General features: G+C 68.9%; 24 protein-coding genes. 2 read left to right on the forward strand and 22 right to left on the reverse strand.

What is annotated here, in order from left to right:
* Nucleotides 1–16: 16 nt before the first annotated feature.
* The 7 genes from ACN0RJ_RS05130 to ACN0RJ_RS05160 all read right to left on the reverse strand — a co-directional run bounded on the left by ACN0RJ_RS05130 (nt 17) and on the right by ACN0RJ_RS05160 (nt 7371).
* On the reverse strand, nt 17–1327 hold the full coding sequence (locus ACN0RJ_RS05130) for a TRAP transporter large permease (RefSeq protein ID WP_417723596.1): 1311 nt from the start codon (nt 1325–1327) through the stop codon (nt 17–19).
* Complete coding sequence (locus ACN0RJ_RS05135) at nt 1324–1890, reverse strand: TRAP transporter small permease subunit (protein ID WP_417722578.1); 567 nt, start codon at nt 1888–1890, stop codon at nt 1324–1326. The genes ACN0RJ_RS05130 and ACN0RJ_RS05135 overlap by 4 nt, the downstream gene beginning before the upstream one ends.
* 321 nt (nt 1891–2211) lie before the next feature.
* Entirely contained in the window at nt 2212–3591 is a 1380-nt protein-coding gene (gene lpdA / locus ACN0RJ_RS05140) for a dihydrolipoyl dehydrogenase (protein ID WP_417723597.1), read from the reverse strand.
* Complete coding sequence (locus tag ACN0RJ_RS05145; RefSeq protein ID WP_417723598.1) at nt 3584–4906, reverse strand: dihydrolipoamide acetyltransferase family protein; 1323 nt, start codon at nt 4904–4906, stop codon at nt 3584–3586. Before ACN0RJ_RS05145 ends, lpdA begins: the two co-directional genes overlap by 8 nt.
* Nucleotides 4907–4909: 3 nt before the next feature.
* A complete protein-coding gene (locus tag ACN0RJ_RS05150; protein WP_417723599.1) occupies nt 4910–5923 on the reverse strand; it encodes an alpha-ketoacid dehydrogenase subunit beta in 1014 nt (337 codons plus the stop codon).
* Nucleotide 5924: 1 nt separating this feature from the next.
* Entirely contained in the window at nt 5925–7157 is a 1233-nt protein-coding gene (locus tag ACN0RJ_RS05155) for a thiamine pyrophosphate-dependent enzyme (protein WP_417723600.1), read from the reverse strand.
* The gene (locus tag ACN0RJ_RS05160; RefSeq protein ID WP_417722573.1) at nt 7150–7371 is read right to left on the reverse strand and encodes a hypothetical protein; all 222 of its coding nucleotides are present in this window, start codon (nt 7369–7371) and stop codon (nt 7150–7152) included. Before ACN0RJ_RS05160 ends, ACN0RJ_RS05155 begins: the two co-directional genes overlap by 8 nt.
* 128 nt (nt 7372–7499) lie before the next feature.
* Between ACN0RJ_RS05160 and ACN0RJ_RS05165 the strand changes: the two genes are divergently transcribed.
* The gene (locus ACN0RJ_RS05165; protein WP_417722572.1) at nt 7500–7976 is read left to right on the forward strand and encodes an Lrp/AsnC family transcriptional regulator; all 477 of its coding nucleotides are present in this window, start codon (nt 7500–7502) and stop codon (nt 7974–7976) included.
* An 8-nt stretch (nt 7977–7984) separates the two neighbouring features.
* Here the strand turns inward: ACN0RJ_RS05165 and ACN0RJ_RS05170 are convergent, their stop codons facing one another.
* The 6 genes from ACN0RJ_RS05170 to ACN0RJ_RS05195 all read right to left on the reverse strand — a co-directional run bounded on the left by ACN0RJ_RS05170 (nt 7985) and on the right by ACN0RJ_RS05195 (nt 14242).
* Nucleotides 7985–8644 carry a 3,4-dihydroxy-2-butanone-4-phosphate synthase gene (locus ACN0RJ_RS05170; RefSeq protein ID WP_417723601.1) on the reverse strand — a complete coding sequence of 220 codons (660 nt, stop codon included), beginning with the start codon at nt 8642–8644 and terminating at the stop codon, nt 7985–7987.
* A 27-nt stretch (nt 8645–8671) separates the two neighbouring features.
* Nucleotides 8672–9385: a 4-carboxy-4-hydroxy-2-oxoadipate aldolase/oxaloacetate decarboxylase gene (locus ACN0RJ_RS05175; RefSeq protein ID WP_417723602.1), complete on the reverse strand. Its 714-nt coding sequence runs from the start codon at nt 9383–9385 to the stop codon at nt 8672–8674.
* A 193-nt stretch (nt 9386–9578) separates the two neighbouring features.
* A complete protein-coding gene (locus tag ACN0RJ_RS05180) occupies nt 9579–10247 on the reverse strand; it encodes a GntR family transcriptional regulator (protein WP_417723603.1) in 669 nt (222 codons plus the stop codon).
* Between the two features lie 87 nt (nt 10248–10334).
* On the reverse strand, nt 10335–11945 hold the full coding sequence (locus ACN0RJ_RS05185; RefSeq protein ID WP_417723604.1) for a GMC family oxidoreductase: 1611 nt from the start codon (nt 11943–11945) through the stop codon (nt 10335–10337).
* On the reverse strand, nt 11942–12913 hold the full coding sequence (locus tag ACN0RJ_RS05190; protein WP_417722567.1) for a flavin reductase: 972 nt from the start codon (nt 12911–12913) through the stop codon (nt 11942–11944). Before ACN0RJ_RS05190 ends, ACN0RJ_RS05185 begins: the two co-directional genes overlap by 4 nt.
* Nucleotides 12914–12937: 24 nt before the next feature.
* Entirely contained in the window at nt 12938–14242 is a 1305-nt protein-coding gene (locus tag ACN0RJ_RS05195) for an NtaA/DmoA family FMN-dependent monooxygenase (RefSeq protein WP_417722566.1), read from the reverse strand.
* A 154-nt stretch (nt 14243–14396) separates the two neighbouring features.
* Here ACN0RJ_RS05195 and ACN0RJ_RS05200 point away from each other — a divergent pair, with 154 nt between their 5' ends.
* Complete coding sequence (locus ACN0RJ_RS05200; RefSeq protein ID WP_417723605.1) at nt 14397–15386, forward strand: ketopantoate reductase family protein; 990 nt, start codon at nt 14397–14399, stop codon at nt 15384–15386.
* 67 nt (nt 15387–15453) lie between these two features.
* Here the strand turns inward: ACN0RJ_RS05200 and ACN0RJ_RS05205 are convergent, their stop codons facing one another.
* The 9 genes from ACN0RJ_RS05205 to ACN0RJ_RS05245 form a co-directional block, all read right to left on the reverse strand.
* Nucleotides 15454–16464, reverse strand: a complete 1011-nt coding sequence (locus ACN0RJ_RS05205) for an amidohydrolase family protein (protein WP_417723606.1) — start codon at nt 16462–16464, stop codon at nt 15454–15456.
* A gap of 28 nt (nt 16465–16492) precedes the next feature.
* Nucleotides 16493–17776 (reverse strand): TRAP transporter large permease, encoded by a 1284-nt coding sequence (locus tag ACN0RJ_RS05210; RefSeq protein WP_417722563.1) that lies wholly within the window; start codon nt 17774–17776, stop codon nt 16493–16495.
* An 88-nt stretch (nt 17777–17864) separates the two neighbouring features.
* Complete coding sequence (gene dctP / locus ACN0RJ_RS05215) at nt 17865–18872, reverse strand: TRAP transporter substrate-binding protein DctP (protein ID WP_417722562.1); 1008 nt, start codon at nt 18870–18872, stop codon at nt 17865–17867.
* Nucleotides 18859–19386 carry a TRAP transporter small permease gene (locus ACN0RJ_RS05220; RefSeq protein ID WP_417722561.1) on the reverse strand — a complete coding sequence of 176 codons (528 nt, stop codon included), beginning with the start codon at nt 19384–19386 and terminating at the stop codon, nt 18859–18861. The genes dctP and ACN0RJ_RS05220 overlap by 14 nt, the downstream gene beginning before the upstream one ends.
* A 207-nt stretch (nt 19387–19593) precedes the next feature.
* Nucleotides 19594–20733 carry an FAS1-like dehydratase domain-containing protein gene (locus ACN0RJ_RS05225; RefSeq protein WP_417722560.1) on the reverse strand — a complete coding sequence of 380 codons (1140 nt, stop codon included), beginning with the start codon at nt 20731–20733 and terminating at the stop codon, nt 19594–19596.
* Between the two features lie 34 nt (nt 20734–20767).
* Entirely contained in the window at nt 20768–22327 is a 1560-nt protein-coding gene (locus ACN0RJ_RS05230) for an acyl-CoA synthetase (RefSeq protein WP_417723607.1), read from the reverse strand.
* Between the two features lie 409 nt (nt 22328–22736).
* Nucleotides 22737–23981 (reverse strand): CaiB/BaiF CoA transferase family protein, encoded by a 1245-nt coding sequence (locus tag ACN0RJ_RS05235; RefSeq protein ID WP_417723608.1) that lies wholly within the window; start codon nt 23979–23981, stop codon nt 22737–22739.
* Between the two features lie 30 nt (nt 23982–24011).
* Nucleotides 24012–24434 carry a PaaI family thioesterase gene (locus ACN0RJ_RS05240; protein WP_417722557.1) on the reverse strand — a complete coding sequence of 141 codons (423 nt, stop codon included), beginning with the start codon at nt 24432–24434 and terminating at the stop codon, nt 24012–24014.
* Complete coding sequence (locus tag ACN0RJ_RS05245) at nt 24431–25222, reverse strand: IclR family transcriptional regulator (RefSeq protein WP_417722556.1); 792 nt, start codon at nt 25220–25222, stop codon at nt 24431–24433. Before ACN0RJ_RS05245 ends, ACN0RJ_RS05240 begins: the two co-directional genes overlap by 4 nt.
* Nucleotides 25223–25451: the final 229 nt, after the last annotated feature.

The following is a 25451-nucleotide window of genomic DNA, read 5'->3' on the forward strand; positions in this document are numbered from 1 at the left end:
TTCGGTCGCTCGACGCTCAGCGCGTCGCGGTCATCTGGTCGGGCAGCCAGGTCGCGATGCCCGGCGCCACCCACATCAGCATCAGGAACGCCAGCATCAGGCAGACGTAGGGCAGCGCGCCGCGGGCCACTTCGGAGAACGGGGTGCGTCCGCCGATGCCGTGCAGCACGAAGAGGTTGAGGCCGATGGGCGGCGTGATCATGCCGATCTCGATCAGCACCACCACCGCGACGCCGAACCAGATCAGGTCGAACCCCGCCGCCGTGATGATCGGGAACAGCACCGGCAGGGTCAGCAGCATCATCGAGGTGCCGTCGATCAGGCAGCCCAGGAAGATGTAGAGCACGATGATCGCGAGGAAGAGCACGAAGCTCGGCAGTCCCAGCGAGATCACCCATTCGGTCAGCGACCGGCTCACCCCGGAATAGACCAGCGCGTAGGAAAACACCTGCGCCGCCACCACGATCGCCAGCACCATGCAGGTGGTGCGCACCGCCGAGACATGGGCCTGCATCAGGCTGTCCAGGGTCAGGCCCCGGTAGAGCGTCGCGATGACCAGGCTTGCCACCACCCCCAGCGCCGCCGCCTCGGTCGCCGTCGCCCAGCCGAGGTAGATCGACCCCATGACGAAGCTGATGAGCGCGAAGAGCGGCAGGATGTCCAGCAGCGAGCGCAGCCGCTGCGCCGCGGTGTATCCGGCGGTTTCGGGCGGGGCGAGGCCGGGGTCCAGCAGGCAGCGCACGGCGATGTAGCCCATGAACAGCGCCGCCAGCAGCAGCCCCGGCACGACGCCCGCGATGAACAGCTTGGCCACCGAGACCTCGACGATCGAGCAGTAGAGGATCATCACGATGGACGGCGGAATGAGGATGCCCAGCGTCCCCCCCGCGGCGAGAGAACCGAAGATCATCCGGTCGGCATAGCCGCGCTGTTTCAGTTCCGGGATCGTGACGGTGCCGATGGTGCCCGCCGTCGCCACGCTCGACCCGCAGGCGGCGGCAAAGACGCTGCAGGCCACCACGTTGCTCTGCAGCAGCCCGCCGGGCAGGCCCCGCAGCCAGATCGCCAGCGCCGCGTAGAAGCGTTCGGCCACGCCGCAGCGCAGGATGATCGCGCCCAGCACGATGAACAGCGGTACCGGGCTGAGCGTGAAGCTGTTGATGGTGTTCCAGCTTATGCTGCCGAGCGACAGGAAGGTGCGGGCTCCGCCCTCGACCCAGAGCCCGGCCATGCCGGTGCCGAGCAGCGCCAGCGCGATCCAGAGACCCGAGGCGAGCGCCACGAAGAGCGCCGCGACCAGAAGCACGGAAAAGGCGACCCAGGTCATAGCGCGCCCGCCTCTGCCGCATCGGCCGGGGCCGCTTCCTCGATCAGCGCGGGATCGACCAGCCCGCAGGCGGCCCGCAGGGTCGTGGTGAAGAAGGTCCAGGTCATCAGCGCCGCCCCCACCGGCATCACCAACTGCGGGATCCACAGCGGCGTGCGGGTGATGAAGATCGACGTGGTCCCGGCGTGATAGCTTTGCGACACGAAACCGGCGAGATACCGGGTATAGATCGCGAAGACGAGGCAGGCCACGGCGGCAAGCACCAGGTTGACCGCCGCCAGCCCCCGCCCGTGCAGGCGGCCGTGCAGCAGTTCGACCCGGATGAAGCCGCCGTCCCGGAAGGTCCAGGCAAGGCCGAGATAGACGTTCGCCGCCAGCAGGTAGCCGGCGAATTCCGCCGAGATCAGCGTCGAGATGCCGAACCCCGTACGCAGCAGCACCTCGGTGCAGACGATGAGGGTGATGGCGACGACCGACAGCGCCGACAGCACCATGGCGCCGGTTTCGATCGCGCGGGTGACGGTCTCGGCGGTCAGTGCGGCGCGGGCCAGGGGCCCGGGCACGGGGCCGCTGCCGCCGGATGATCCATCCGGTCGTGACGTCTTTTGCAAAACGGAATCCTTGTCATCGGGAGCGGCGCAAGCGCCCGCTCCGGTCCTCCCTGTCCGCCCCGGCGATGCGGCGCGGTCTCCTCCTTCGGGACGGCGGGATGACACCCGTCCGGCCCTCCCGATTGGTAACATGCCGCGCAGAAACCTGTTTACGGATTTTGATGATGTTACCCATCGGTCAGACTGATGGATGACCCCCGCAAAGCAAGACGCCCGGCGATGGGTGACATCGCCGGGCGTCCGGGAGGCCTTCGGAGATGCGGGCGGGCCGCCTCAGCCGTGGTTGGCCATAGAGACCTCGGCCAGCGCCGCCTCCTGGAAGGCCTCGCTCAGGGTCGGATGCGGGTGGATGGTGGCGGCGATGTCCTCGACCCGCAGCCCGGCCTCGATGGCCTGGGTGAACCCCGCGAGCAGTTCGGACACGCCGAGACCCGTTGCCTGCACCCCGAGGATGACGTGATCGCTGCGCCGCGCCACGATGCGCACGAACCCTTCGGTGTCGTCGAGGGTCAGCGCCCGCCCGTTGCCGCGGAAGGCGAATTCGCTCACCGCCGCCGGGCCCTGCGCCTCGGCCTCTTCGGGCGACAGGCCGACCGAGACGATCTCGGGGTCGGTGAAGCAGACGGCGGGCACGCAGAGCCGGTCCCAGGCGTTGGCATGGCCCGCGATCACGTCGGCCACCACCTCGGCCTGCGCCATGGCGCGATGCGCCAGCATCGGCCCCGGCGTCACGTCGCCGATGGCGTAGACGCCGCGCATCGAGGTGCGGCAGCGGTCGTCGATGCGCACGAAGGCGCCGTCCATGTGCAGCCGCAACTCCCCGAGGGCGAGGCCGTCGGTATTGGGCACGCGGCCCACGGTCACCAGCACGCGGTCGACCTCCAGCGCCTCGCCGCCGTCGAGCGTCAGCCGCCCGGCGGCATCGTCCCAGCCGGTGACCTTTCGCGACAACATCAGTTCCATGCCGAGCTGCCCCAGCCTGCGACGCACCGGGCGGGTCAGCTTTTCGTCATATTGCGGCAGGATGCCCGGCCCGGCCTCGATCAGCGTCACCGCGCTGCCGAGCTTGGCAAAGGCGGTGCCGAGCTCCAGCCCGATATAGCCCGCCCCGATCACCGCCAGCCGCGCGGGCGGTTCGGACAGCGCAAGCGCCGAGGTCGAATCCAGCACCTTGCCGCCGGTCGGCAGCCCCGGCAGATCGACCGGGCGCGAGCCGGTGGCGATGACCACGTTCCCGGCGCGGACGCGGGTGGTGCCGGTCTCGCCCCGCACCTCGACCGTCTTGCCGTCGAGAAAGCGCGCATGGCCGTTCAGGATCTTGACTCCGCTGCGTTCCAGCAGCCCCTGCACCCCGCCGCGCAGCCGGGCGGTGACGCTTTCCATCCAGTCCCGCGTCCTGCCGAAATCGAGCTTCGGCGCCGAAACGGAAATGCCGTGCACCCCCTCGCCCGCCTGCGCCTGCGCGGTGGCAAAGGCTCCCGCCGCGTGGATCAGCGCCTTGGACGGGATGCAGCCGACGTTGAGACAGGTTCCGCCCAGCCGGTCGGCCTCGACCAGCAGCGTATCGACCCCGAGACGCGCCGCGCGCGCGGCGCAGACATAGCCGCCGGGGCCGCCGCCGATGACCAGCAGGGAACAGTTGAGATCACTCATCGCGCCACTCCATGAACAGCATCGCCGGAACTTCCAGCAGCCGTTTCAGCTTTGCCACGAACTCCGCGGCATCCCAGCCGTCGACCACCCGGTGATCGAAGCTGCAGGACAGGTTCATCATGCGCCGGGGCACGAATTCGGTGCCGTTCCAGACCGGGCGGACCGTCATCTTGTTGACCCCGACGATGGCCACCTCCGGGTGGTTGATGATCGGCGTCGTCGCCACCGCCCCCAGTGGGCCGAGCGAGGTGACGGTGAGGGTCGAGCCGCTCAGATCCTTGGGCCCGGCCCGGCGCGACCGCGCCGCCTCGGACAGGCGCCGGATCTCCTGCGCGGTTTCCCAGAGGGTCATCGCCTCGACGTGGCGCAGCACCGGCACCATGAGACCGGAGTCGGTCTGCGTGGCCATGCCGCAATGCAGCGCGGCGTGGCGGGTGACGATGCCCGCCTCGTCGTCATAGGTCGCGTTGATCGCGGGATGGTCGCGCACCGCCTCGCTCAGGGCGCGCAGCAGGAAGGGCAGCAGCGTCAGCTTGCCCCGGCTGTCGCCGAACTGGGTGTTGAGGCTGGCGCGCAGGGTTTCCAGCGCCTCGACCTCGACCTCCTCGATGATCGAGAAATGCGGGATGCGGGATTTCGACAGCGCCATCCGCTCGGCGATGGCGCGGCGGATGCCGGTGACGCGGATCTCTTCCGTGCCGTCGCGGGGCGCGAAGGCGGTCGAGCGCACGGGGGCATCGCCGTGGGTGGCGTAATCCTCCAGATCCTCGTGCAGGATGCGCCCGGCGGGCCCGGTGCCGCGCACCCGGCGCAGGTCGATTCCGAGATCGCGGGCGCGGCCCCGGACCGAGGGCGCCGCCAGCGGCTTGCCGGTGGGGCCGAGCGTGACCGGACCCGCCGTGCGCGCCGCGCGTTTCGGCGCAGCGGCCGGGGCGACCGTGGCCGCCTGCGCGACCCGGGCCGACTGCGCGACCGGGGCGGATTGCGGGGCGGCCGCGGCGGGCGCGGCCGGTTCGGGCGCCGGGGGCGTGTCGGGCGCGGCGGCCTCCTGCTCCGCCGCCGGCGCGGCCTCGCCATCCGTTTCGATCCGGATCAGGTCGCCGCCGATGGCCAGCACCGTGCCCGGTTCGCCGGCAAGCCATGTCACCCGGCCCCCGACCGAGGCGGGGATTTCCACCGTCGCCTTGTCGGTGGTCACTTCGCAGATCACGTCGTCCTCGCGGATCACGTCGCCCACCTTCACCAGCCAGTCGGCCAGTTCCGCCTCGGCGATGCCTTCGCCGATGTCGGGCAGCTTGAATGTCTGTTCGGCCATGCCTCAGCCCTCCATCACGGTTGCGATCGCGCGGCGCACCCGGTCCGGGCCGGGGAAGTAATCCCATTCCTGCGCATGGGGATAGGGCGTGTCCCAGCCCGCGACCCGCAGCACCGGCGCTTCGAGGCTGTAGAAACACTCCCCCTGCACCAGCGCGGCGATCTCGGCGCCGTAGCCGCTGGTGAGCGTCGCCTCGTGCAGCACGATGCAGCGCCCGGTCTTCGCCACCGAGGCGGTGACCGTCTCCAGATCCAGTGGCAGCAGCGTGCGCAGGTCGATCACCTCGACATCGACGCCGCTTTCCTCGACCGCCGCCAGCGCCACGTGCACCATGGTGCCGTAGGTGACGAGCGTCGCCGCCGCGCCCTCGCGCACCACGGCGGCCTTGCCGAGCGGGATCTCGTAATAGCCCGTCTCGACCTCGCCCGCCTCGTGTTTCGACCAGGGCACCGAGGGACGGTCGAAATGCCCGTCGAAGGGCCCGTTGTAAAGCCGCTTGGGTTCGAGAAAGATCACCGGGTCCGGGTCCGCGATCGCCGCGAGCAGCAGGCCCTTGGCGTCGCGCGGGTTGGACGGCACCACGGTCTTCAGCCCCGCCACATGGGTGAACAGCGCCTCCGGGCTCTGGGAATGGGTCTGCGCGCCGAAGATGCCGCCGCCGGTGGGCATGCGCACCACCATCGGGCAGGTGAACTCCCCCGCCGAGCGATAGCGCAGGCGCGCCGCCTCGGAGACGATCTGGTCGTAGCCGGGATACATGTAATCGGCGAACTGGATCTCGGCCACGGGCTTGAGACCGTAGGCCGCCATGCCGACCGCCGCGCCGATGATGCCGAGCTCGCTGATCGGGGTGTCGAAGCAGCGCTCGACCCCGAAGCGTTTCTGCAGGCCCGCCGTGCAGCGGAAGACGCCGCCGAAAAAGCCCACGTCCTCGCCCATCACGATCACCGTGTCGTCGCGCTCCATCGCGACGGCGTGGGCGTCGCGGATCGCCTCGATCATTGTCATGCGTGCCATGTCAGAACCCCACCTCGTGCCGCTGGCGCACGAGATGCGGCGGCATCTCGGCATAGACATCCTCGAACATGTCGCGCGGGCTGGGCCGGCTGCCGCTGTGCAGGGTGCCGATGGCCTCGGCCTCCTTCTGCGCGGCGACCACCTCGGCGCGGATTTCCTCCTCGGCCTGGACGTGACGCTCCTCGGACCAGACGCCGAGCCGGATCAGGTGCGCCTTGAGCCGCAGGATCGGATCGCCGAGGGGCCAGGCCGCGCCCTCTTCCTTGGGCCGGTAGGCCGAAGGGTCGTCCGAGGTGGAATGTCCGCCCGCGCGGTAGGTGACGAATTCGATCAGCGTCGGGCCGAGATCGCGCCGCGCCCGTTCCACCGCCCATTGCGAAGCGGCATGAACGGCGAGGTAGTCGTTGCCGTCGACCCGGAGCGCCGGCAGGCCGAAGCCGTGGGCACGGGCGGCAAAGGTGCCCGCCCCGCCCCGCGCGATGCCCTGGAAGGTCGAGATGGCCCACTGGTTGTTGACGATGTTCAGGATCACCGGCGGCTTGTAGGTCGAGGCAAAGACCAGCGCGCCGTGAAAGTCGCTTTCCGCGGTCGAGCCGTCGCCGATCCAGGCCGCCGACAGCTTGTTGTCGCCCCGGATCGCCGCTCCCATCGCCCAGCCGACCGCCTGGATGTACTGCGTGGCGAGGTTGCCCGAGATCGAGAAGAACCCGTGCTCCTTGGACGAGTAGAACACCGGAAGCTGGCGCCCCCGCACCGGGTCGCCGTCGTTGGAATAGACCTGGTTCATCATCTTCACCAGCGGATAGCCCGCCGCGATCAGCAGACCCGCCTGGCGGTAGGTCGGAAAGTTCATGTCACCCTTGCGCAGCGCCCGCTGGAAGGCGCAGGAAATCGCCTCCTCGCCCAGGTGCTGCATGTAGAAGCTGGTCTTGCCCTGGCGCTGCGCCGTCATCATGCGGGTGTCGTAGAGGCGCAGTTTCATCATGTCGCGCAGGCCGCGCAGCAGCTCTTCCGGAGTCATCGACCCGGCCCAGGGGCCGACCGCCTCGCCCTTGCGGTTCAGCACGCGGATGATGGTGAAGGCCATGTCGCGCATGTCCTCGGGCGGCGTGTCGGGCGCGGGGCGGCCGACCTCTCCGGCGCGCGGGATCGTCACATGCGAGAAATCCGGCTGGTCGCCCGGGCGGATCGCCGGGGCGGGCACGTGCAGGCGGGGGGGGCGTTCGTCAGACATCGCAGGGCTCCGGCAGCAGGGTGAGAAAGGCCCGGACCCGGGCGCGGAACTGTTCGGCGGCCTCGGACTGCGGCTCCTCCAGCGCAAGCCGGATGCAGGCGCGCCCGTCCTCGGTCCGGGTCAGGGCAAGGGTTTCCAACCCCAGCCCGAGCCGCCGCGCCATGTCGATCACGCGGCAGGTCACGTTCAAAGCATCGTCGCAGACAAACATCATGGCCGGGCCTCCTCCCTTTCCCGAAGACTACTGCGGGGGGCGAGAAATTTCCTTTTGAAGACTGGTATACTTTTGGTATTTTCAGGGGTATCTTCTGCCTTGAGCGACGACAAAGAAAGATCCTTCCGGTGACACCCTACGAGACCCTAGATCGTATCGACCGCAGGATTCTGCGCGAGCTTGCGTCGGATGGCCGGATGTCCAATGCCGACCTCGCCCAGAAGGTCGGGCTCTCGCCCAGCCCGTGCTGGCAGCGGGTGCGGCGGTTGCAGGATCAGGGAATCATCCGGGGCTATGCCGCGCTGCTCGACCAGGAACAGCTCGGCGCCGCCGAGATCGTGATGATCGAGGTCATCCTGGAACGCCACGACGACGAGGTCGTCGAGGATTTCGGCCGGACCATGCAATCCATGCCCGAAGTGCTCGAGGTGCATCTGACCACCGGCGAATACGACTACCTCATCAAGGTGGCGGTGGCCGGAACCCGCGGCTACGAAGCCTTCCTGCGCGAAAAGCTGTACCGCGTGCGGGGAATTCGCCACACGCGGTCCAGCTTCGTTCTGCGCTGTCTGAAGGATGTGCAGGCCTACCTGCCCGAAGACTGACCGTCCGGTCAGCAGAGATCCGGCGCGATGTCGCGGGCGCGCGCGATGGGCAGGCCGTGGGTTTCGGCAAAGGCGACGAGATCGCCCTCGCCCGCCATGGAGCCGTCGGCGTTCATGATCGCGCAGAGCACCCCCGCCGGGCTCAGGCCCGCGTCGCGGCACAGTTCCACCAGCGCGGCGGCGGCGGTGGGACGGGCGCGGATCTCCCCCTCCTCGACGCGGATCGGAAAGACATGGCCGGGCGAGGCCAGATCCTCGGCCCGGGCATCGGGACGGATCGCGGCGGCGATGGTCAGCGCCCGGTCGCGGGCGGAAATGCCGGTCGAGACGCCCTCGCGCGCCTCGATCGAGATGGTGTAGGCGGTGGCCAGCCGGGCGCGGTTGGTCTGGGGCAGCAGCGACAGGCGCAGCCGGTCCACGATGGCCTCGTGCAGCGCCACGCAGACCAGCCCGCGCGCGTGCCGCGCCAGGTAATTGATCGCCTCGGCCCCGGCGTGATCGGCGGCGATCACCAGTTGCCCCTGCACCCCGTCGCGGGTGTCCTCGACCAGCACCGCCATGCCGCCGCCGCGGCAGGCCGCGACCAGTTGCCCGACGGGGGCCGACCCCGCGAGGCGCTCCATTGCGATGGCCGAAGCCCTGTCTGCCGAAGAAACCACCTTGTTCACCCCGTGCCCTCTGATGCCGTCATCGTTTCAGCCCTGCGCGTCCTGCCAGGTGCCCTCGATCTCGACCATGCCCGAGGCGTCGACCTCGGCCTGCAGGCCCATGATGTCGTAGATCGTCTCGCCGCCGTCGATGCGCTTGCGGATCGCGGTTTCCTTGGCCTCGCGGGCCTCGGCATTGGCGACCGCCGCTTCGATAAGATGCGGCGGAATCGCCATCACCCCGTCGGAATCCGCGACGATCAGATCGCCGGGAGTCACCGTCACCCCCGCCACGACCACCGGCACGTTGGCCGACCCCGGGCCCCGCTTTTCGGGATGCGAGACCGAGATATGCGTGGAATAGACCGGGAACCCCATTTCCGCGATGCGGTCGGTGTCGCGGGCCGCGCCGTCGATCACCGCCCCGGCAATGCCGCGGGTCTGGCAGAAGTGGGTCATCACGTCGCCCCAGAGCGCGCCGTGCGGCGTGCCGCCGTTGGTCACCACCAGCACGTCGCCCGGTTCGGCCAGCCGCGCCGCCACATGCAGCATCAGGTTGTCGCCGGGAAAGTTGTAGCAGGTCACCGCCTGCCCGCAGACCGGACGGCCCCTGTGCATCGGGCGCATCTGCACCGACATCAGGCACTGGCGGCCGGCGACGGCGCCCAGCCCTTCGTGCAGATCGGCGACGCTGATCCGCGCGGCGCGCGCGATCAGCGCCTTGTCGATCCGCGGGATGCGTGTGTAGGCGACTGGTGTCATTCGTGTTTCCCCTCCCTCGCGCTGCGGATCATGCCGTGACCACGGCTTCGGGAGCCTGCAGCGCATCTTGTATTTCAGTAGAATACATGTTGTGCAGGAACGGTCAAGCGGCGATCCGCAGGCGGGCGCCCTCCGCGCGCCGGCGGCGGCGCGGAGGGGTCGGGTCAGGGACGGAAGGAATGGGAGGGGTGGCTCAGCGCATCTGCTTCAGCAGGTGCTGTTCGCTCATCTCGCACAGGTCGAGCAGCGCCGAGCGCGCCTCCTCGGCATTGCCGAGAGCGGCGGCATGGGCCACCTTGACGTGCTGGAGAAGCGCCGCGCGCAGGGTGTCGCTGCCCTTCTGGGTCTGCCAGTAGCGCCGGATCAGGGCGTGGACCGGACGCATGGCATCGGTGAGAAAACGGTTGGCGCAGGACTCCTCGATGATGGCGTCGAACACCGCGTCGATGTCGACATAGCCCTGCAGGTCATTGAGTTCGGCGCATTTCTGCATCCCCTCGGCCAGCCGCTTGAACTCGGCCCGCTGGTCGGGGGTGGCGCGTTCGATGCCGCGCGCGATGATGCGCACCTCGATCCCGCGCCGCATGTCGAGCAATTGCAACTGCTGGCGCAGGTCGACATCGGTCACCACGATGCCCCGGCGCGGCATGATCGACACCAGGTATTCCCGTTCGAGCCGCTTCAGCGCCTCGCGCACCGGGGTGCGCGACAGGCCCAGTTCGGCGCCCAGCGAATTTTCCGAGATCAGGCTGCCCGGCGGCAGATCCAGGCGCACGATGCGGTCCCGGATCGAGGCATAGGCCGTGGAGGCGAAGGGGTCGAGATCCCGTGCGGTATCGCGTGCGGTCGTGGTTTGCGCCAAGTGCCTGTCATCCTTGCGGTCCGAAGAAGTCCCGCTCGTATACCACTGGTACGTGCAAGCTCCAAGCACCGCTTTCGTCGAGGGCGCTCAGCCGGCATCCTCCAGCATCAGCGCGGCGGCGCGCTCCCCGATCATGATCGCGGGGGCGTGCAGCGCGGCGTTGGGCAGGCGCGGCATGATGGCGTTGTCGGCCACCCGCAGCCCCTCGATGCCGCGCACCCGCAGGCGCAGGTCCAGCACCGACTCCGGGTCCGGCCCGATCGCGCACGTGCCGCACTGGTGGTACGAGGTCCCGGCGCCCCTGCGGATCGCGGCGATCAGGTCGGCCTCGGTGCGCACCTCGGGTCCGGGGGCGATCTCGTGGCTGATGTAGCGTGCGATCTCGGGGCGGCGGATCACCTCGCGGATGCGTTCGACCCCGGCGGCAAGGATCGGCAGGTCGCGCGGATCGCTGAAATAGCCGGTGTCGACCACCGGCGCGGCCAGCGGATCGGCCGAGCGCAGGCGCACCGCGCCCCGGCTGTAGGGCGTGCCCTGGTAGATGGTGAAGCCGAAGCCCTGCCGTTTCGGCAACAGGTCGCGGATGCGCGACCCTCCGCCGGGCGGCAGGGCCGAGAGCATGACCACCTGCATGTCCGCCAGATCCTTCGAGGGATCGCTGCGGAAGAACCCGCCGACCGAGGCAAAGCTTTCCGCCAGCGCGCCCTCGCGCAGCAGGACGTAGCGCATGCCCGCCCGCAGCGCCCCCAGCGGCGTCACATGGTTGCGCGCGGTGACAGGGGCCGAGGCGGCCCATTGGGGCCGGTAGCAGGGATGGTTCTGAAGGTTCCTGCCAACATTGGGCGACGCAGCCGCGACCGGTATGCCCATCTCTCGAAGATCGCGCTCGGGGCCGATCCCCGAATGAAGTAACAGCGTCGGGCTCATGATCGCGCCACCGCAAAGAACCACCTCGTGCGCGGCCTCGAAGGTCTCGCGCTGGCTGCCCTGCACCGCCTCGATGCCCGTGGCGCGGCCCTTGCCCAGCAGGACGCGCGTCACCTGCGTGCGGGTCATCACCGTGAGGTTGGGGCGCTTGCGGGCGGGGTGCAGATAGGCGCGCGCCGCGCTTAGCCGCAGGCCGCCCGAGATATTCACATCGTACCAGCCAAGGCCCGCTGGATGATCGGCGTTCAGATCCTCGACCACCGGCATCCCCGCCGCCTCCGCAGCCGCGAGGAAGGCGTCGCAGATCGGCAGGTCGGGTCGGGCGCGGCGCAGTTTCAGCGGCCCATGCGTGCCGTGATGCTGCGACTCTTCGCGGTAGCTGCCTTCGGATTTCAGGAAATAGGGCCGAAGGTCGTCGAACCCCCAACCGGTGCAGCCCATGCGTTCCCAGGCGTCGTATTCGTCGCGATGGCCACGGGTGTAGACCATGCCGTTCATGCTGCTGGACCCGCCGATCAGGCGGCCCTGCAACAGCGTCATGCGGCGGTCGGCCAGCGCCGCCACCGGTTCGGTCACGAAATTCCAGTTGTAGCGCGCCACCGCCCCGGCGGCGAACCCCAGCCCCGGCACCCGGAACAGCGGATGGGCGTCGCCGCCCCCGGCTTCGACCAGCAGCACGCGGATCGCCGGGTCTTCGGACAGGCGGGCGGCGACGACGCTGCCGCTCGCGCCGCTCCCGACGACGATGTAGTCGTACCCTCTGCGGGTCATTCCGCGCCGCCGCCTTCTTCGATGATCTGGCCAAGCACGCGCTGCACGGTCGCCAGATCCTCGGGCGGGATGTTGCGGAACATGTAATCCTCGCTGGCCCTGGCATGGTCGAGCAGCGCGTGCAGCCGTGCCTCCCCGGCCGAAGTCAGACGGATGCGGCCCGTGTCGTCCTGCGACACCAGCCCCATGGTCTCGACCGAATCCTGCGCGATCAGCGCGGCTTCGGCATCCAGCAGAAGTTCCGGCAGAAGCTGTTCCAGAGTCCGGTCGGGGAACATCTGCACCGCCTTCAATAGCCGCGCCTGCATCAGCGACAGCCCGAGGCCCGCCGTGCGTCGCCCCGCCTCGAGCCGCGCGGCCACGGCGCTGTAGGAGCGCACCAGCAGCAGCGACAGCAGGCTCTGGGTCATGCCCGGCGCGCCGTCGAGCATGTCGGCGACGGGAAAGACCCGGGTGTCGGGGTGATCGACCGCCACCGCGTAGCGCCCCTTGGAAAACAGCAGCGGCTGGCGGTTGTGGCGTCGATAGCCCAGCACCTCGCCCAGCAGGATGAGGTGGTCGCCGCCCTCGTAGGCCTTGAAGGCCCGGCATTCGAAGCTTGCCGCCGCACCGCCGAGAAGCGGCGCGCCGCCCTGCCCCCCGGACCAGTCCACGCCCTCGAACTTGCCCGGCCCGGACCTGGCAAAGCGGTTGGACAGGTCGACCTGCCCGTCCGCCAGCACGTTCACCGCGAAATGGCTGCAGCCCTCGAAGGCCGAAAAGCTGGTGCTTTCGCGCCGGATCGACCACAGCACCAGCGCCGGGTCCAGCGACACCGAGGCAAAGGAATTCGATGTCATGCCGAAGGGCTCGCCGCCCTGCTGCGTGGTGATGACGGTGACGCCGGTGCAGAATTCGCCGAGGCAGCGGCGGAATCCCTTGGGATCGCTCACCGGCACGCCCGCCTCGACCGTTTCGTTCAGTCCCATGAAAATCGCCCTCCGGTCAGTCGCTTACGAGGTGATGTTGTCGCGCAGCGTGTGGCCTTCGTACTCCCCGCGCACGAGGCCGCGCTGCTGAAGGATCGGCACCACGTGGTCGACGAACTCGGTGATCATGCCGGGCTTGGTCGGCGCGCTGAGGTTGAAGCCGAGCCCGCCGCTGTCACGCCAGTAGCGCTCGAGCTCGTCCGCGATGCGTTCGGGGCTGCCCACCACCTGCGGCAGGCCGACGCTCAGGCCCATCTGGATCGCGGCATCGCGCACGGTGACCTTCTTGCCGTCGCCCGCCATCTGGCTCAGCGCCTCGGCCATCCCGCGCGAGGCCTGGGTCGGCACGTCCTCGAGCGGCTGGTCGGGATCGAGCGTGCTGCAATCGACCCCGAGCGGCGCCGACAACCGGCTGAGCCCCGCATCCAGCGGAATGCGCGAGCGCAACCGTTCGAGCCGCGCCTGCGCCTCTTCGTCGGTGCTGCCGATGACGTATTGCAGGCCGAACAGCACGCCCACCGGGTCCTTGCCCGCCGCCGTGGCGACCCCGTCGAACTTTTCGCGGAACCGGCGCATGGCGGCAAGGTGGGGCTGGATGGCAAAGATCGCCTCGGCATGCTTGACGGCGAATTCCATCCCCCGCCCCGAGCTTCCGGCCTGGAAGATCACCGGACGACCCTGCGGCGAGGGCAGCGTCGCGGGCACCGCGTCGCAGGTGAAATACTTGCCCTTGTGGGACAGCTTGCGGATCTTGTCCGGGTCCGCCATCACTCCCGACACCTTGTCCATCGGCAGCGCGCCGGGGCCGTAGGCATCCCAGAGCGCATAGCAGATCTCCATGAACTCGTCGGCCATGTCATAGCGTTCGTCATGGGCGACCAGCCCCTGCCCGATCGCCCTGTGTTCGGAACGCATGTGCCCCGTCACCACGTTCCAGCCGATGCGCCCGCCGCTGAGATAGTCGAGCGTGCTGAGACGGCGATGCGCCAGGTACGGCGGGTTGCCGGTGACCGACAGGGTCAGCCCGATGCCCAGGTGCTGCGTCGCGGCCGTCATCACCGCGGCCAGCGGGAACGGGTCGTGCGTCGGCCAGACCACGCCATGCTCCAGCGGCGTTTCCGGCCCGCCCTTGTACTGGTCCGAGGCGGCGGGGGTGTCGGCAAAGAAGGCCGCGTCGAAGCGGCCCCGTTCGAGGGTGCGCGCGATGTCCTGCCAATAGGCATAGCTGCCCATTCCGGCCAGGTGGCCGTCCTCCTCGTCCGCCCAGCTCAGCGCCGTGTGGGTGATGGGCGAATGAAAGAACATGTGAACCAGATGCATCCGAGACATGCCGGGCCTCCCCTCCCTTTGATTGGTCGCCCCGGCGCCGGTCGGGGACCGGAACGGAGCCATTGTCCAATTGGTATACTAGAGGTACACTAGACTGCAAGCCGTTTGCCGTGCAAGCGTGCAGAATGACGAAACCGACAGGAAAGGCCCGGAAATGAAGTTCGTGATCTATGGCGTCGGCGCCATCGGAGGTGCCATCGGGGCGGCCCTGTCGCTCTCCGGGGCCGAGGTGGTCGGCATCGCGCGCGGCGCGCGGCAGGCGGCGATCGCCGAGCGGGGCCTGCTGCTGCGCACCCCAGACGACGCCCGGCGCGCGCGGTTTCCATGCGTGTCCGACCCGGCCGAAATCGCCTTCGGTCCCGAGGATGCGATCCTGCTGACGATGAAGACGCAGGATACCCTTGCCGCGCTGATGCGGCTGCGCTCGGCCGGGGTGACGGGGCAGCCGATCTTCTGCGTGCAGAACGGGGTCAGCAACGAACCGCTCGCCCTGCGCCGCTTTGCAGAGGTTCACGCGGTCACGGTGCGGATGCCGACCTTTGTCACCGCGCCGGACGATGTCTGCGCCTTCTCGGTGCCCAAGCACGGGATCTGCGACATCGGGCGCTATCCTTCGGGCAGCAACGCCCATGACGACAGGCTGGCCGAGGCGCTGCGCCGCGCCGACATCGGCGCGGACGTCTGGCCCGACGTGATGGCGTGGAAACATGGCAAGCTGTTGTTCAACCTGCACAATGCGCTGGAAGCGATCCTCGGGCGCGGGGTGGATTGCGCGCGCCTGCATGCCTGTGTCCGGGCCGAGGGCGAAGCGGTGCTGCGCGCCGCCGGGATCGCCTGGCATCCGGTCGAAAGCGTCGATCCGCGTCGCGATGCGATGATGCGGTTCCGCCCCATCGACGGCGTGAGCTACGACGGCGGGTCGACCACGCAGAGCCTCGTGCGCGGGGCGGGATCGGTCGAGACCGACTATATCAACGGAGAGATCGCCCTGCTGGGCCGGCTGCACGGGGTCGCGGCGCCGCTGAACGGCTTCCTCGCGGATCTGGTGGCCGATTTCGCCGAACGCCGGGTGCGTCCCGGCAGTCTCGGCAACGCGGAGCTCGAGGCGCGGGTCGCGGCGCGGGGCATCGCCCTGCCCGCCTGAGCCTTGCCCGTGCCCGAGACCGGACCGGACCGGACGCCGCCACGGCGCGGCGCCCGGAGACGGTCGGTTAGCCGAGATCCACGTCGAGGCCGTAGACCCGCGCCGCCGTCCCGGAATAGAGCGCCGCCTTGTCCTGCGCCGAGCAGCCCGCGGTGATCTTCTTCAGCGCATTCCACAGCGGCACGTATCCGCAGGAATGGCCGTCGGCGGGAAAGTTGCTTTCCATCATGCAGCGGTCGGGGCCGAAGACCTCGATCCCGGTCTCGACATAGGGGCGCCAGGCGGCGGCAAGCGCGTCGCTGGTCACGACCTCGTCGCGGCCGTCGAAGCCGAAGCCCCAGAACGGCATCCCCAGCCCGCCAACCTTGGTGACGATGTTGCCGCGCCGCGCGACCTCGCGCAGGGTGGCGGACCACTCGGCAAAGATCCCGGCGCGCCCGCCCTCGTCCATGCCCATGGCCAGCGGAAAGCCCATGTGGTCGAGCACGATGGTGGTGTCGGGAAAGGCATCCGCCAGCGCCATGACCTCGTCGAGCTGGGTGTGGAACACCGCCGCGTCGAAGGTCAGGCCGCGCGGCCCGAGTTCGGCAAACCCCTCGCGGAAGGTGGCGGCGGTCATCACCCCCGGCGGCGGCGGCGCGAACATGTAACGGTAGGGCTCGGGGTTGCGCGAGTACAGCGTCACCTGCCGGATGCCCCGGAACCGCCCGCCCCCGGCGACGGCATGGGCGTCGAGCGTTTCGCCCACCGCCGCGCCGAGCGCGAGATCCGCGAAGGACACGATCCCGGCGTTGACCCGGCAGCGCCCGTAGTCGCCGCTCGCGCTCATCGCGGCGATGCCGTTGGCGAACTCGGTCTCGCCCACCGGACGCAGGGCCTCGGGCCCGTCGGCGCGCATCATGGCGTGGCTTTCCACGTAGACCGTCGCGCGGATGTCATGGCCGAGCGCAACGTCCGCGGCGATCTCGTGCATCAGGTAGCGCGCGGCGGGCCGATCGAACATGTGGTGATGCGCGTCGATGATCGCCAGTTCGGGTTCGACGATCGGTTCGTCGCGGCCTTCGAAACGTTTCTTCACGGGCGGGGTCCTTTTCTCGGGGCGGTCGTCACATCATCCCCGGCAGCCAGAGGGTGATGTCGGGAAAGAACAGCAGCAGCAGGAGCACCAGCAGTTCCATCAGGATGAAGGGCATCAGGCCCCGGAACACCTCGCCCAGCCGCAGGTTGCACTGGCCGGCGGCGACATAGGCATTGAGCCCGAGCGGCGGCGTGATGAGCCCGATCTCGACGGTCTTGGTGACGACGATGCCGAACCACACCGGATCGTAGCCGAGCGCCATGGCGGCCGGAAAGGCCAGCGGCATCGCCAGCGACAGGATCGCGAGCTGATCCATGAACATGCCCATGACGAGCAGCGTCACGATCATCAGCCCCATGATCATGCCGCGCGACAGTCCGCTGGTCTCGATCAGCACCAGCAGGTCCTGCGTGACGCGGGTGAAGGACAGGTAGCTGGCGAAGATGTGCGAGCACGAGATGATGGTGACGATCATCACGGTCGAGGACACCGCCATGCTGACCGAGGGCGGCAGCGCGCGCAGCTTGAGCGTGCGCTGCGCCAGCCCGAGCACCAGCGCGCCGAGCACCCCGACCGCCGCCGCTTCGGAGGGCGAGGCGATGCCGCCGTAGATCACCCCGATCACCGCAAGGATCAGCACCACCATCGGCACCACGTGGCGCGAGGTGCGCACGGCATGGCCGAAGCGGAACGGCTCGCCCGCCGGGGCGTAATCGGTGGTGTGGGAGATGATCTTGATGACGGTCATGATGCCGAGCGCGGTCATCAGCCCCGGCACCACCCCGGCGATGAACAGCTTGCCGATCGAGGTTTCGGTGAGCACGCCGTAGACCACCAGCACGATGCTGGGCGGAACGACGACGGCCAGCGTGCCGCCGACGCTGACCACGGCGGCGGCGAGGCGTTCGTTGAAGCCGTGGCGGCGCATCTCGGGATAGGCCGAGGCGGCCATGGCGGCGGTCGAGGCGGTGGAACTGCCGATCAGCGCCGCCAGCAGGACCGAGGCGCCGACCGTGGCGATGCCGAGCCCGCCGCGCACGTGGCCGATCCACGCCTGGCAGGCCTGGATGGCGCGGCGCGTCACCTGCCCGGCGGTCAGCAGCTCGGCCATCAGGATGAACAGCGGAATGGCGACGAGGATGAAGCTCGAGGTGGAATCGATGAACACCCGCTCGAGCACCGCGAGCGCCGGGCGGGGACCGAGCTGGATCGCCAGCCCCGCCGCGCCGGCAAGGCCCATCGCAAAGGCCACGGGCATCCGCAGCATCATCAGCACGGCCAGGACCAGCACGAGTACGGCAAGCGAGATCATTCGGAACGGCTCCGGTCAGGAAGGTCTGGAAAGGTCGGAAGAGCGACCCGGCGCAGCCCGCGCCGGATCGGTCATGGTCAGCCGGGGATCACTTGGCCGCAAGCGCGCGGTAGCGTTCCAGCGTCGGCAGCGCGTCGTCGTTATGCGCGCCGATCCGGTCGAGCCAGTCCTGCGAGACCGCCGACATCGCGCCGTTGATCTTTTCCAGTTCGGCATCGGTGAAGGTATAGACGTCGACCCCCTGTGCGGCCCATTCCTCGGCCAGCTTGGCGCCCTGGTCGTCCTGCACCTCCGAGACGTTGACCGCCGCCGCGTCACCGACCTCGAGCAGCTTGGCCTGCGTGTCCGCCGGCAGGTTCTCGAACACGTCCTTGTTCATCACCAGCATCAGCAGCGAGCCGCCGAAGGAACCGTTGGTCGAGATGTGCTTGGAAACTTCCTGGAGGTTGTAACCCGGCACCGAGGGCAGCGGGAACAGCACCGCGTCGAGGCGGCCGCGCTCGACCCCGGTGTAGACCTCGGGCCCCGGCATGCTGACGCCGACCCCGCCGAGGCTCTGGGCGATGAGCGCCTGCGCCGCGCCGCTGGTGCGGATGTTCATGTTGGTCCAGTCCGAGGGATCGCCCATGCGGTGCGCCTTGGACAGCACCTGGTAGGGCGGCAGCGCCACGGCAAAGATCGGCACCACGCCGGAGGCGAGCAGCTCCTCGCGGGTCGGCCCCTCGCGGGTCATCTGCTGCAGCGCCCTGGTGCCCTGCAGGGCGGTCTCGTAAAAGCCCGGCAGGCCGACCACCGACCACAGCGGCAGCTTCTCGCTGTGATAGATCGGCTGGATCAGCGCGACGTCGAGAATGCCGTTGGCGACCGCTTCGAGCAGCGCCTTGGCCTTGGCGCCCTGTTCGGCCGGGAAGTGGGTGAAGCTCACCTCGCCGCCGGTGGCCTCCTTGACGTGGTCCATCCACCACTGGGTGCCGTTGACCGACACGATATGCGTGGTCGACTGGAAGTCCCCCAGCCGCAGATCGGCGGCGTGGGATTGCGCCGTGGTCCCGGCCAGCAGGACCGCCCCGGCGATGAGCGATTTAAACAGGTTCATGGATATCTCCTCCCTTGGATGTGTCGGGGACGCTTTGCGCGTCTCTTCTGATGATTTCGCGGATCAGACGGAGCGTCAGCACGCCGGTGCCCAGCGGCACCGGCAGGTAGGACCAGCCGAGCGGCCAGTCATGAAGTCCGAACTGGATGTCGTTGTGGGCAAAGGCATGAAAGGCATAGCGCCCCGAGACCCAGGCGACGGTGGCGAAGAAGCCCGCCGAAAGCCCGAGGATCAGCACCCTGGCCACCGGCCAGGCGCGGCCCAGCAGGCGCGGCGTGTCGACCTCGAGCGCGAGGTGGCCGCCCCTGCGGAACAGCCGCGACAGCGACAGCGTCGCCAGCGCGGGCATGAGATAGAGCTCGGTCAGCTCGAACTGAAGCCCCTGCGACCGCCCCGCGAAGAACCGCGTGAGGATGTCGCCGTTGATGAGCACCGCAATCAGCACGAGCGCGCAGCAGCCGATGGCGTGCAGCAGATCCTCGGTCCCGACGAGTGTCCTGTCGAAAGCCTTCATGTGTCCCCTCCCGATGGCGCCCGGCCCGGGCCGGCACGTCGCGTTGTGCCCTGCCCCGTTCCGCCGACGGACCGCCCTCCTCCTCCGAGGTCGATCCACCTGACACGCAATTAGTGTACCTCTAGTATACCTATACATCCCGCCATGCAACAAGGCGCTTCGCGCCGGGCCCGGGGCCGTCGCCGGCCCCGGGACACTCCGCCCGCCTCAGCGGCGCGGCAGTTCCACGATGCTCGACCCGATGGCCGAAAGCTCGTCGTCCTGGTTGACCGCGCGCTGCGAGATCTCGACCAGCCAGCGGCCGTCCTCCTCGAACTTGCGCACCACGGTGCCGTGGATCAGCACCACGTCGCCCTCGGGATTGTGCCGGCGCACCTGGCACTTGGCCTGGCGCAGGAAGCCGTCGTCGCCCATCCAGTTGGTGAGCTGGTGGGTCAGCCAGGAGTTCCGCTCGGGGCCGTAGTCATAGGCACCGGGGGCACCGACCTCGAGCGCGAAGTCCTCTTCCCAATGCACCCGCTCGGGGCAATCCGGGATGCCGAAACGGTTCTTGATCCCGGCGCCGGGATGGGCCTGCTGCAGCTTCCACGCCAGCTTGTTGGCGCGGATGTAGAGACCGCCCCAGCCCTGGGCATAGGCGATGAAGCCGGTCACGGTCATCGGACCCTTGACCATGGTCGGCAGTTCCTCGCCCTCGGTCACGTCGTCCCAGTAGAGGGTGTCGGCGCCGCGCACGGTCTCGTTCTCGTAGTGCTTGTAGAAGCCGTCGAGCTCTTCCTGCGTGTAGACGCGCGGTTCGCGGGCGCGGGCCTCGGTGTACTTGGTGCCCTGCTCGCGGGCATGGTCGCGGTCGGTGCGGAAGCACCAGGAATCCGCCGAGGCCAGCGCCTCGCCCGTTGCCGCGTCGAAGAAGTCGACATGGTAGATCTGCTGCACGGCGCGGCCCGCGAAGCGGGTGTCATGCTCGACCAGGTCCTTGAGATAGGCCTCGGTGCGGATCTCGGTGTTGCGCGGGATCGGCTTGTGCCAGGTCCAGTCGGCACCCGACCACATGGCATGCACGCCCGACAGCCCGCCGACATAGCCCGAGATGATCCGGCTGGTCGAGAACAGGAAGGACGGCAGCGCGATCACGTCGCCGTACTTGGTGGTCTTGGCATACTCGGGGTCGCACCACAGCGGATTGTCGTCGCCGATGCCGTGGGCATAGTGGCGGATGTTGTCGCGGGTCGCCTCGTAGCACCACGGCTCGACGGTCTTTTCGATCTTCTTGCCGATGCGCTCGCGCAGGGCGCTGAGCCCCTCCGGCGTGATCTTGGGAAAGCGCCTTTGCGCGATCTGGTTCATGTCTTTCACTCCTCCGATATGTGTTGTGCGTGTGTCAGGCGACGGCGTCGGCCGCGGCCTTTTCGCGGTCTCTCAGGACCTTGCGGTTGACCTTGCCCGCGGGCGTCTTGGGCAGCGCGTCGACGAAGGCGACGTGGCGCGGATATTCGTGGCGGCTGAGGCTGTCGCGGACGAGGTCCTGGATTTCGCCCGCAAGCTCCGCATGCGCGGCGTCCTTCAGCACGACGAAGGCCTTGACCACCTGCCCGCGCACCGGGTCGGGCACGCCGATGGCGGCGGCCTCGGCGACCTTGGGATGCTTGAGGATGGCGTCCTCGATCTCGACCGCGCTCATCGTCCAGCCGGCCGAGATGATGACGTCGTCCGCGCGGCCCCCGTGGTAGAAATACCCGTCCTCGTCGATGCGCCCGAGGTCCTTGGTCGGGAACCATTCGCCGCGTTTCTTCACCATCAGTTCGCCGGTCACGCCGGGCCTGGCAGGCGCGCCCTTGGCGTCCTGCACCATGACCTCGACCCCCGGCACCGGCTTGCCCAGCGATCCTTCGCGCACCTCCAGATCGGTCGCGCCGGGATAGTTGGCCAGGATCACCCCGATCTCGGTGGTGCCGTACATCGACCGCACCTCGGTGCCGAACAGTGCCGCGATGTAGCGCGCGGTTTCGGTGTCGATCGGCTCTCCGGTGAAGGACAGCTTTTCGAAGCAGTAGGAAAAGGCTTCGGCCTGCCCCGAGTTGCGCATCATCCGGTAATGCGTCGCGGCGGCCGAGAGGTTGGTGATGCGGAAATCCTGCAGCGCCTTCAGCAGCCGCACCGGATCGAAGCGCCCGGAAAAGGTGCCGGTGCCGACCCCCATCGCCAGCGGCGCCAGCGTGCCGTGCCAGAGACCGTGCCCCCAAGCCGGCGAGGACGGGCAGAAGAAGCGGTCGCCGGGGCGGATGCCGGTGGCATAGAGCGCCGCCACCATCAGCGTGACCAGCGAACGCTGGCTGTGCTTCACCGCCGCCGGCAGCAGCCGCGTGGTGCCCGAGGTATATTGCAGCACGGCAAGGTCGTCGCCATGCGTGTCGCTTTCGTAGCTGTCGGGCAGCCCGGCCAGCGCGGCGAGAAAGGCATCGTCCACGACCACGACGCGGGTGTTGCCCGCCTCGCGCGCATCGGCGGCCTTTTCGGCGTTGGTGAACAGAACGGCCGGGGTGCAATCGTCGGCCCGCAGGCGGATGCCGTCGGGTCCGAACAGCGTGAACATCGGCACCGCCACAGCGCCCGACTTGATGGCGCCGAAGATCGCACCGTAGAAGGCCGCCGTCGGTTCCAGCATCACCGCGACGCGGTCGCCCCTGGCGACGCCCTCGGCCGCCAGCCAATGGGCAAAGCGCGAGGACAGCGCCGCGAGGTCGTCGAAGCTCACGATCTCGTCACGGCCGTCCGCATGGGCGATGCGCAGCGCGGTCGCGCCGGTCCCGGCGTGCCGGTCGACGCATTCATGGGCGATGTTGAACCGCTCCCGGGTGCCGTCGAACAGCGCCCAGAGCGCGTCGGGCGAATAGTGGCGCTGGGCATCCGCGTAGGACGTGTAATCGGTCAGGCGCGACATGGCTCAGGTCTCCTCCGGTACTTGCCGCGCCCCCCTCGGCGCGGTGAAGGGCGACCGTTCGGCGGCCCGTTGGAAGAAGGCTATGTGGCGGGTGGCTTTGTTGTCAATCGACACATTCAATTGTCTATATACAATGACTTCCCGCTACTTCGCACCTTGGCAGAAGCGGGAAATATGCAATTAACCGTTCCATTTCATCGTATTGGTCGACGATCCTCACCCATTCCCTCAGACGCTGCCTCCGCGCGCCTCGCAACGCCCGCTGCGCCCACGCAATGGCCCCGGAATCGCCCCCGGGGATGCCGCCGAAATCCGTCGAATCACTGGCTAGCGCACGCCCCGGAAACGCGAAACGGCGGGCCTTTTGAGGGCCCGCCGTCCGGTCGGAAATCGAAGGGGTCGCGCTGGGTCAGGCGCGCTCGGAGAGGTCCTCCGGCAGCGGCGGCGCGCCGACCACCCCGGCGGCGACCAGGTCCGAGACCGCGTCGCTCCCCAGACCCAGAACACGGCCCAGCACCGCCGCCGCATCCTCGCCCAGCAGGCGCGGCGGCACGGCGGGCGCCGGGCCCGCGCCGTCGAACCGGATCGGTCCGCGCACCATCCGCATCGTCCCGGCCTGCGGATGTTCGACCGTTTCGACCAGACCGCGCGCCAGCACATGCGGCTGTTCCAGCGCCTCGCCCACGTCGAGGATCGGCGCATGGGGCACGTCGAAGGCGTCGAGCCGCGCCAGCCACCAGGCGGTGTCGTTGCGCACCATCCGCGCCTCGATCAGCGCCTCGAGTTCGGCGCGATGGGTCAGCCGGGTCTCGTAGCGGGCAAAGCGCGGGTCGTCGATCAGCTCCGGCGCGTCGAGGCTGCGCGCGAAGTTGTGCCAGAAGCCTTCGGTCAGGCAGGCAACGATCACGTGACCGTCGCTGGTGGGAAAGGCGCCGTAGGGCGTGAGCGATCCGTGCTTGGTGCCGACGGGCTGCGGCGCGGTGCCGGTGACGAAGTAGATCTGCGCCAGATAGCCCAGCATCCCGATCAGCGAATCCAGCATCGCCACGTCGACCTTCTGCCCGCGCCCGGTTGCACCCCGCTGCGTCAGCGCCGCGAGGATGCCGAAGACCGCAAAGATCGACCCCGCCATATCGCCCAGCGGCAGCCCCAGCTTGTTCGGCGCCTGCCCCGGTTCGCGGTTGACGCTCATCACCCCGGACAGCGCCTGCGCCACGATGTCGAAGGCGGGACGGTCGGACAGCGGACTGCCCTCGCCGAAGCCGCTGATCGAGCAGTAGACCAGCCGGGGATTGGCCGCCGACAGCGCCTCGTAGCCCAGCCCGAGGCGCTCCATCACGCCGGGGCGGAAATTCTCCAGAACCACGTCGGCCTCGGCCGCCATGCGCCGGGCAAGATCGGACCCGCGCGGCGATTTCAGATCCAGCGCGATGCTTTCCTTGTTGCGGTTCAGCGCCATGAAATAGTGGCTGAGCGGACCCTGGAAGGGCGGAAAGTTGCGCGTCTCGTCACCCTTGCCGAGGGGTTCGACCTTGATCACCTCCGCGCCCATGTCGGCCAACACCATGCTGGCGTAAGGCCCTGAAAGGATGCGTGAAAAATCAAGGACGCGCAGTCCGGCCAGCGGCCCCTTGCGCGGTGTTTCATCGGTCATGCCGGTCCCCCTCCCGTGGGCGCGCGCACCTCAGGCGCGCAGGCGTTTCAATGTCGCGGTCCCCTCGGCCACCACGCGCCCGTCGGCGCAGAGGTCGGCCGTCATGAACAGCATGGAATTCGTGGAATGGCGCAGCACCGGCGTGCTCACCAGCAGCTCTCCGGGCCTGGCCGAGGCAAAGAACCGCGTGTCCATCTGCACCGTCACGCAGGGCACGCGGCCGGCCGCGTCGAAGGCGACCAGCGTCATCGTGTGATCGAGCAGCGCCATGACGACACCGCCGTGGATCACCCCGAGCGGGTTGGCATGGACCGGCCCCGTCGCCAGCGCGTAGCGCCAGCCGGCCTCGCCGCGCTGCGCCAGCACCGGGCCGAGGCTGTCCCACATGCCGCCGAGGCGCAGGGCCTTCCAGCCCTCGGGCACGGCGGGCGCATCGGGCGCGGCGGCGGTCATGCGCGGGCCACCTTCTCGCCGACCTGCATGGCGTCGACCACGTCGCGCACCTTGAGCATGTCCTGCGCCAGCCGGTCGATGCCCGCGCCTTCGAGCCGTTCGGTGATGCCGATGGCGACCATGCTGCGCACCATGCGCCCGTTGCCGTCGAAGAACGGCACGGCCAGCACCGTCACCCCGGAGATGTAGCTGCCCCGGTCGGTGCCGAAGCCCTTTTCGCGGGTGTCGGCGACCTCGGCCCGCCAGGTGTCGAATTCGGGCGCGCGATCCCATTTCAGGCGGCGGAAGCCGTCGCGCAGATCGGCCTCGGGCAGACCGTTGAAGGCGGCAAAGCAGCGCCCCGTCGCGCTGATGAGCGCGGGAAAGCGGCTGCCCAGATCGACCTGAAGGCGGAACGGCTGCTGCACCTGGCTGAGCGCGACCACGACCATGTGGCTGACATCGGTCAGCTGCGTCGCCACCAGCGTCGCGCCGTAGCGTTCGGACAGGGAATTGAGATGCGGCTGGATCAGCGAGATGAAGGCGTTGCGCTGGATCGCCGTGCGGGCGATGGCGAGGATGCCGACATCGATGGCATAGCGCTTGGTCTGGAGATCGAAGGTCACGAGGCCCTCGTCCGTCAGCACCCGCAGGATGTGCAGGCAGGTGCTGGGCACCAGCTTCAGCTCGCGCGAGATCTGGTTCACCCCCATCGGTTCGAGGCTGCGCCCCAGCAGCCGGAGGATCGCCACCGCCCGCGTCACCGCCGGCACCGCGCGCTTCACCGTGGGTTTGTCGTCGCTGTTCATTCCGATGGTCGCTTCCCGGGCAGTTGTTGTCTATAGGAAATACCTACGTCACACATACAACAGCCTATCCCGCCCCGTGTCAATCCGGCGCGTCGCCCCTGTTCCGGCACGGCGGATCTGCCCGGGGATCGACCGCCGCGCCGCCCAAGGCACCGCGCCGCGCAGAGGGCGGAGTCAAGCGTGTTGACTTTGACGCTGCGTCAGCGTCAACTCTCCCGCAGGGCGAACG

This window comes from Salipiger sp., from assembly GCF_048261495.1.
Lineage (GTDB): Bacteria > Pseudomonadota > Alphaproteobacteria > Rhodobacterales > Rhodobacteraceae > Salipiger.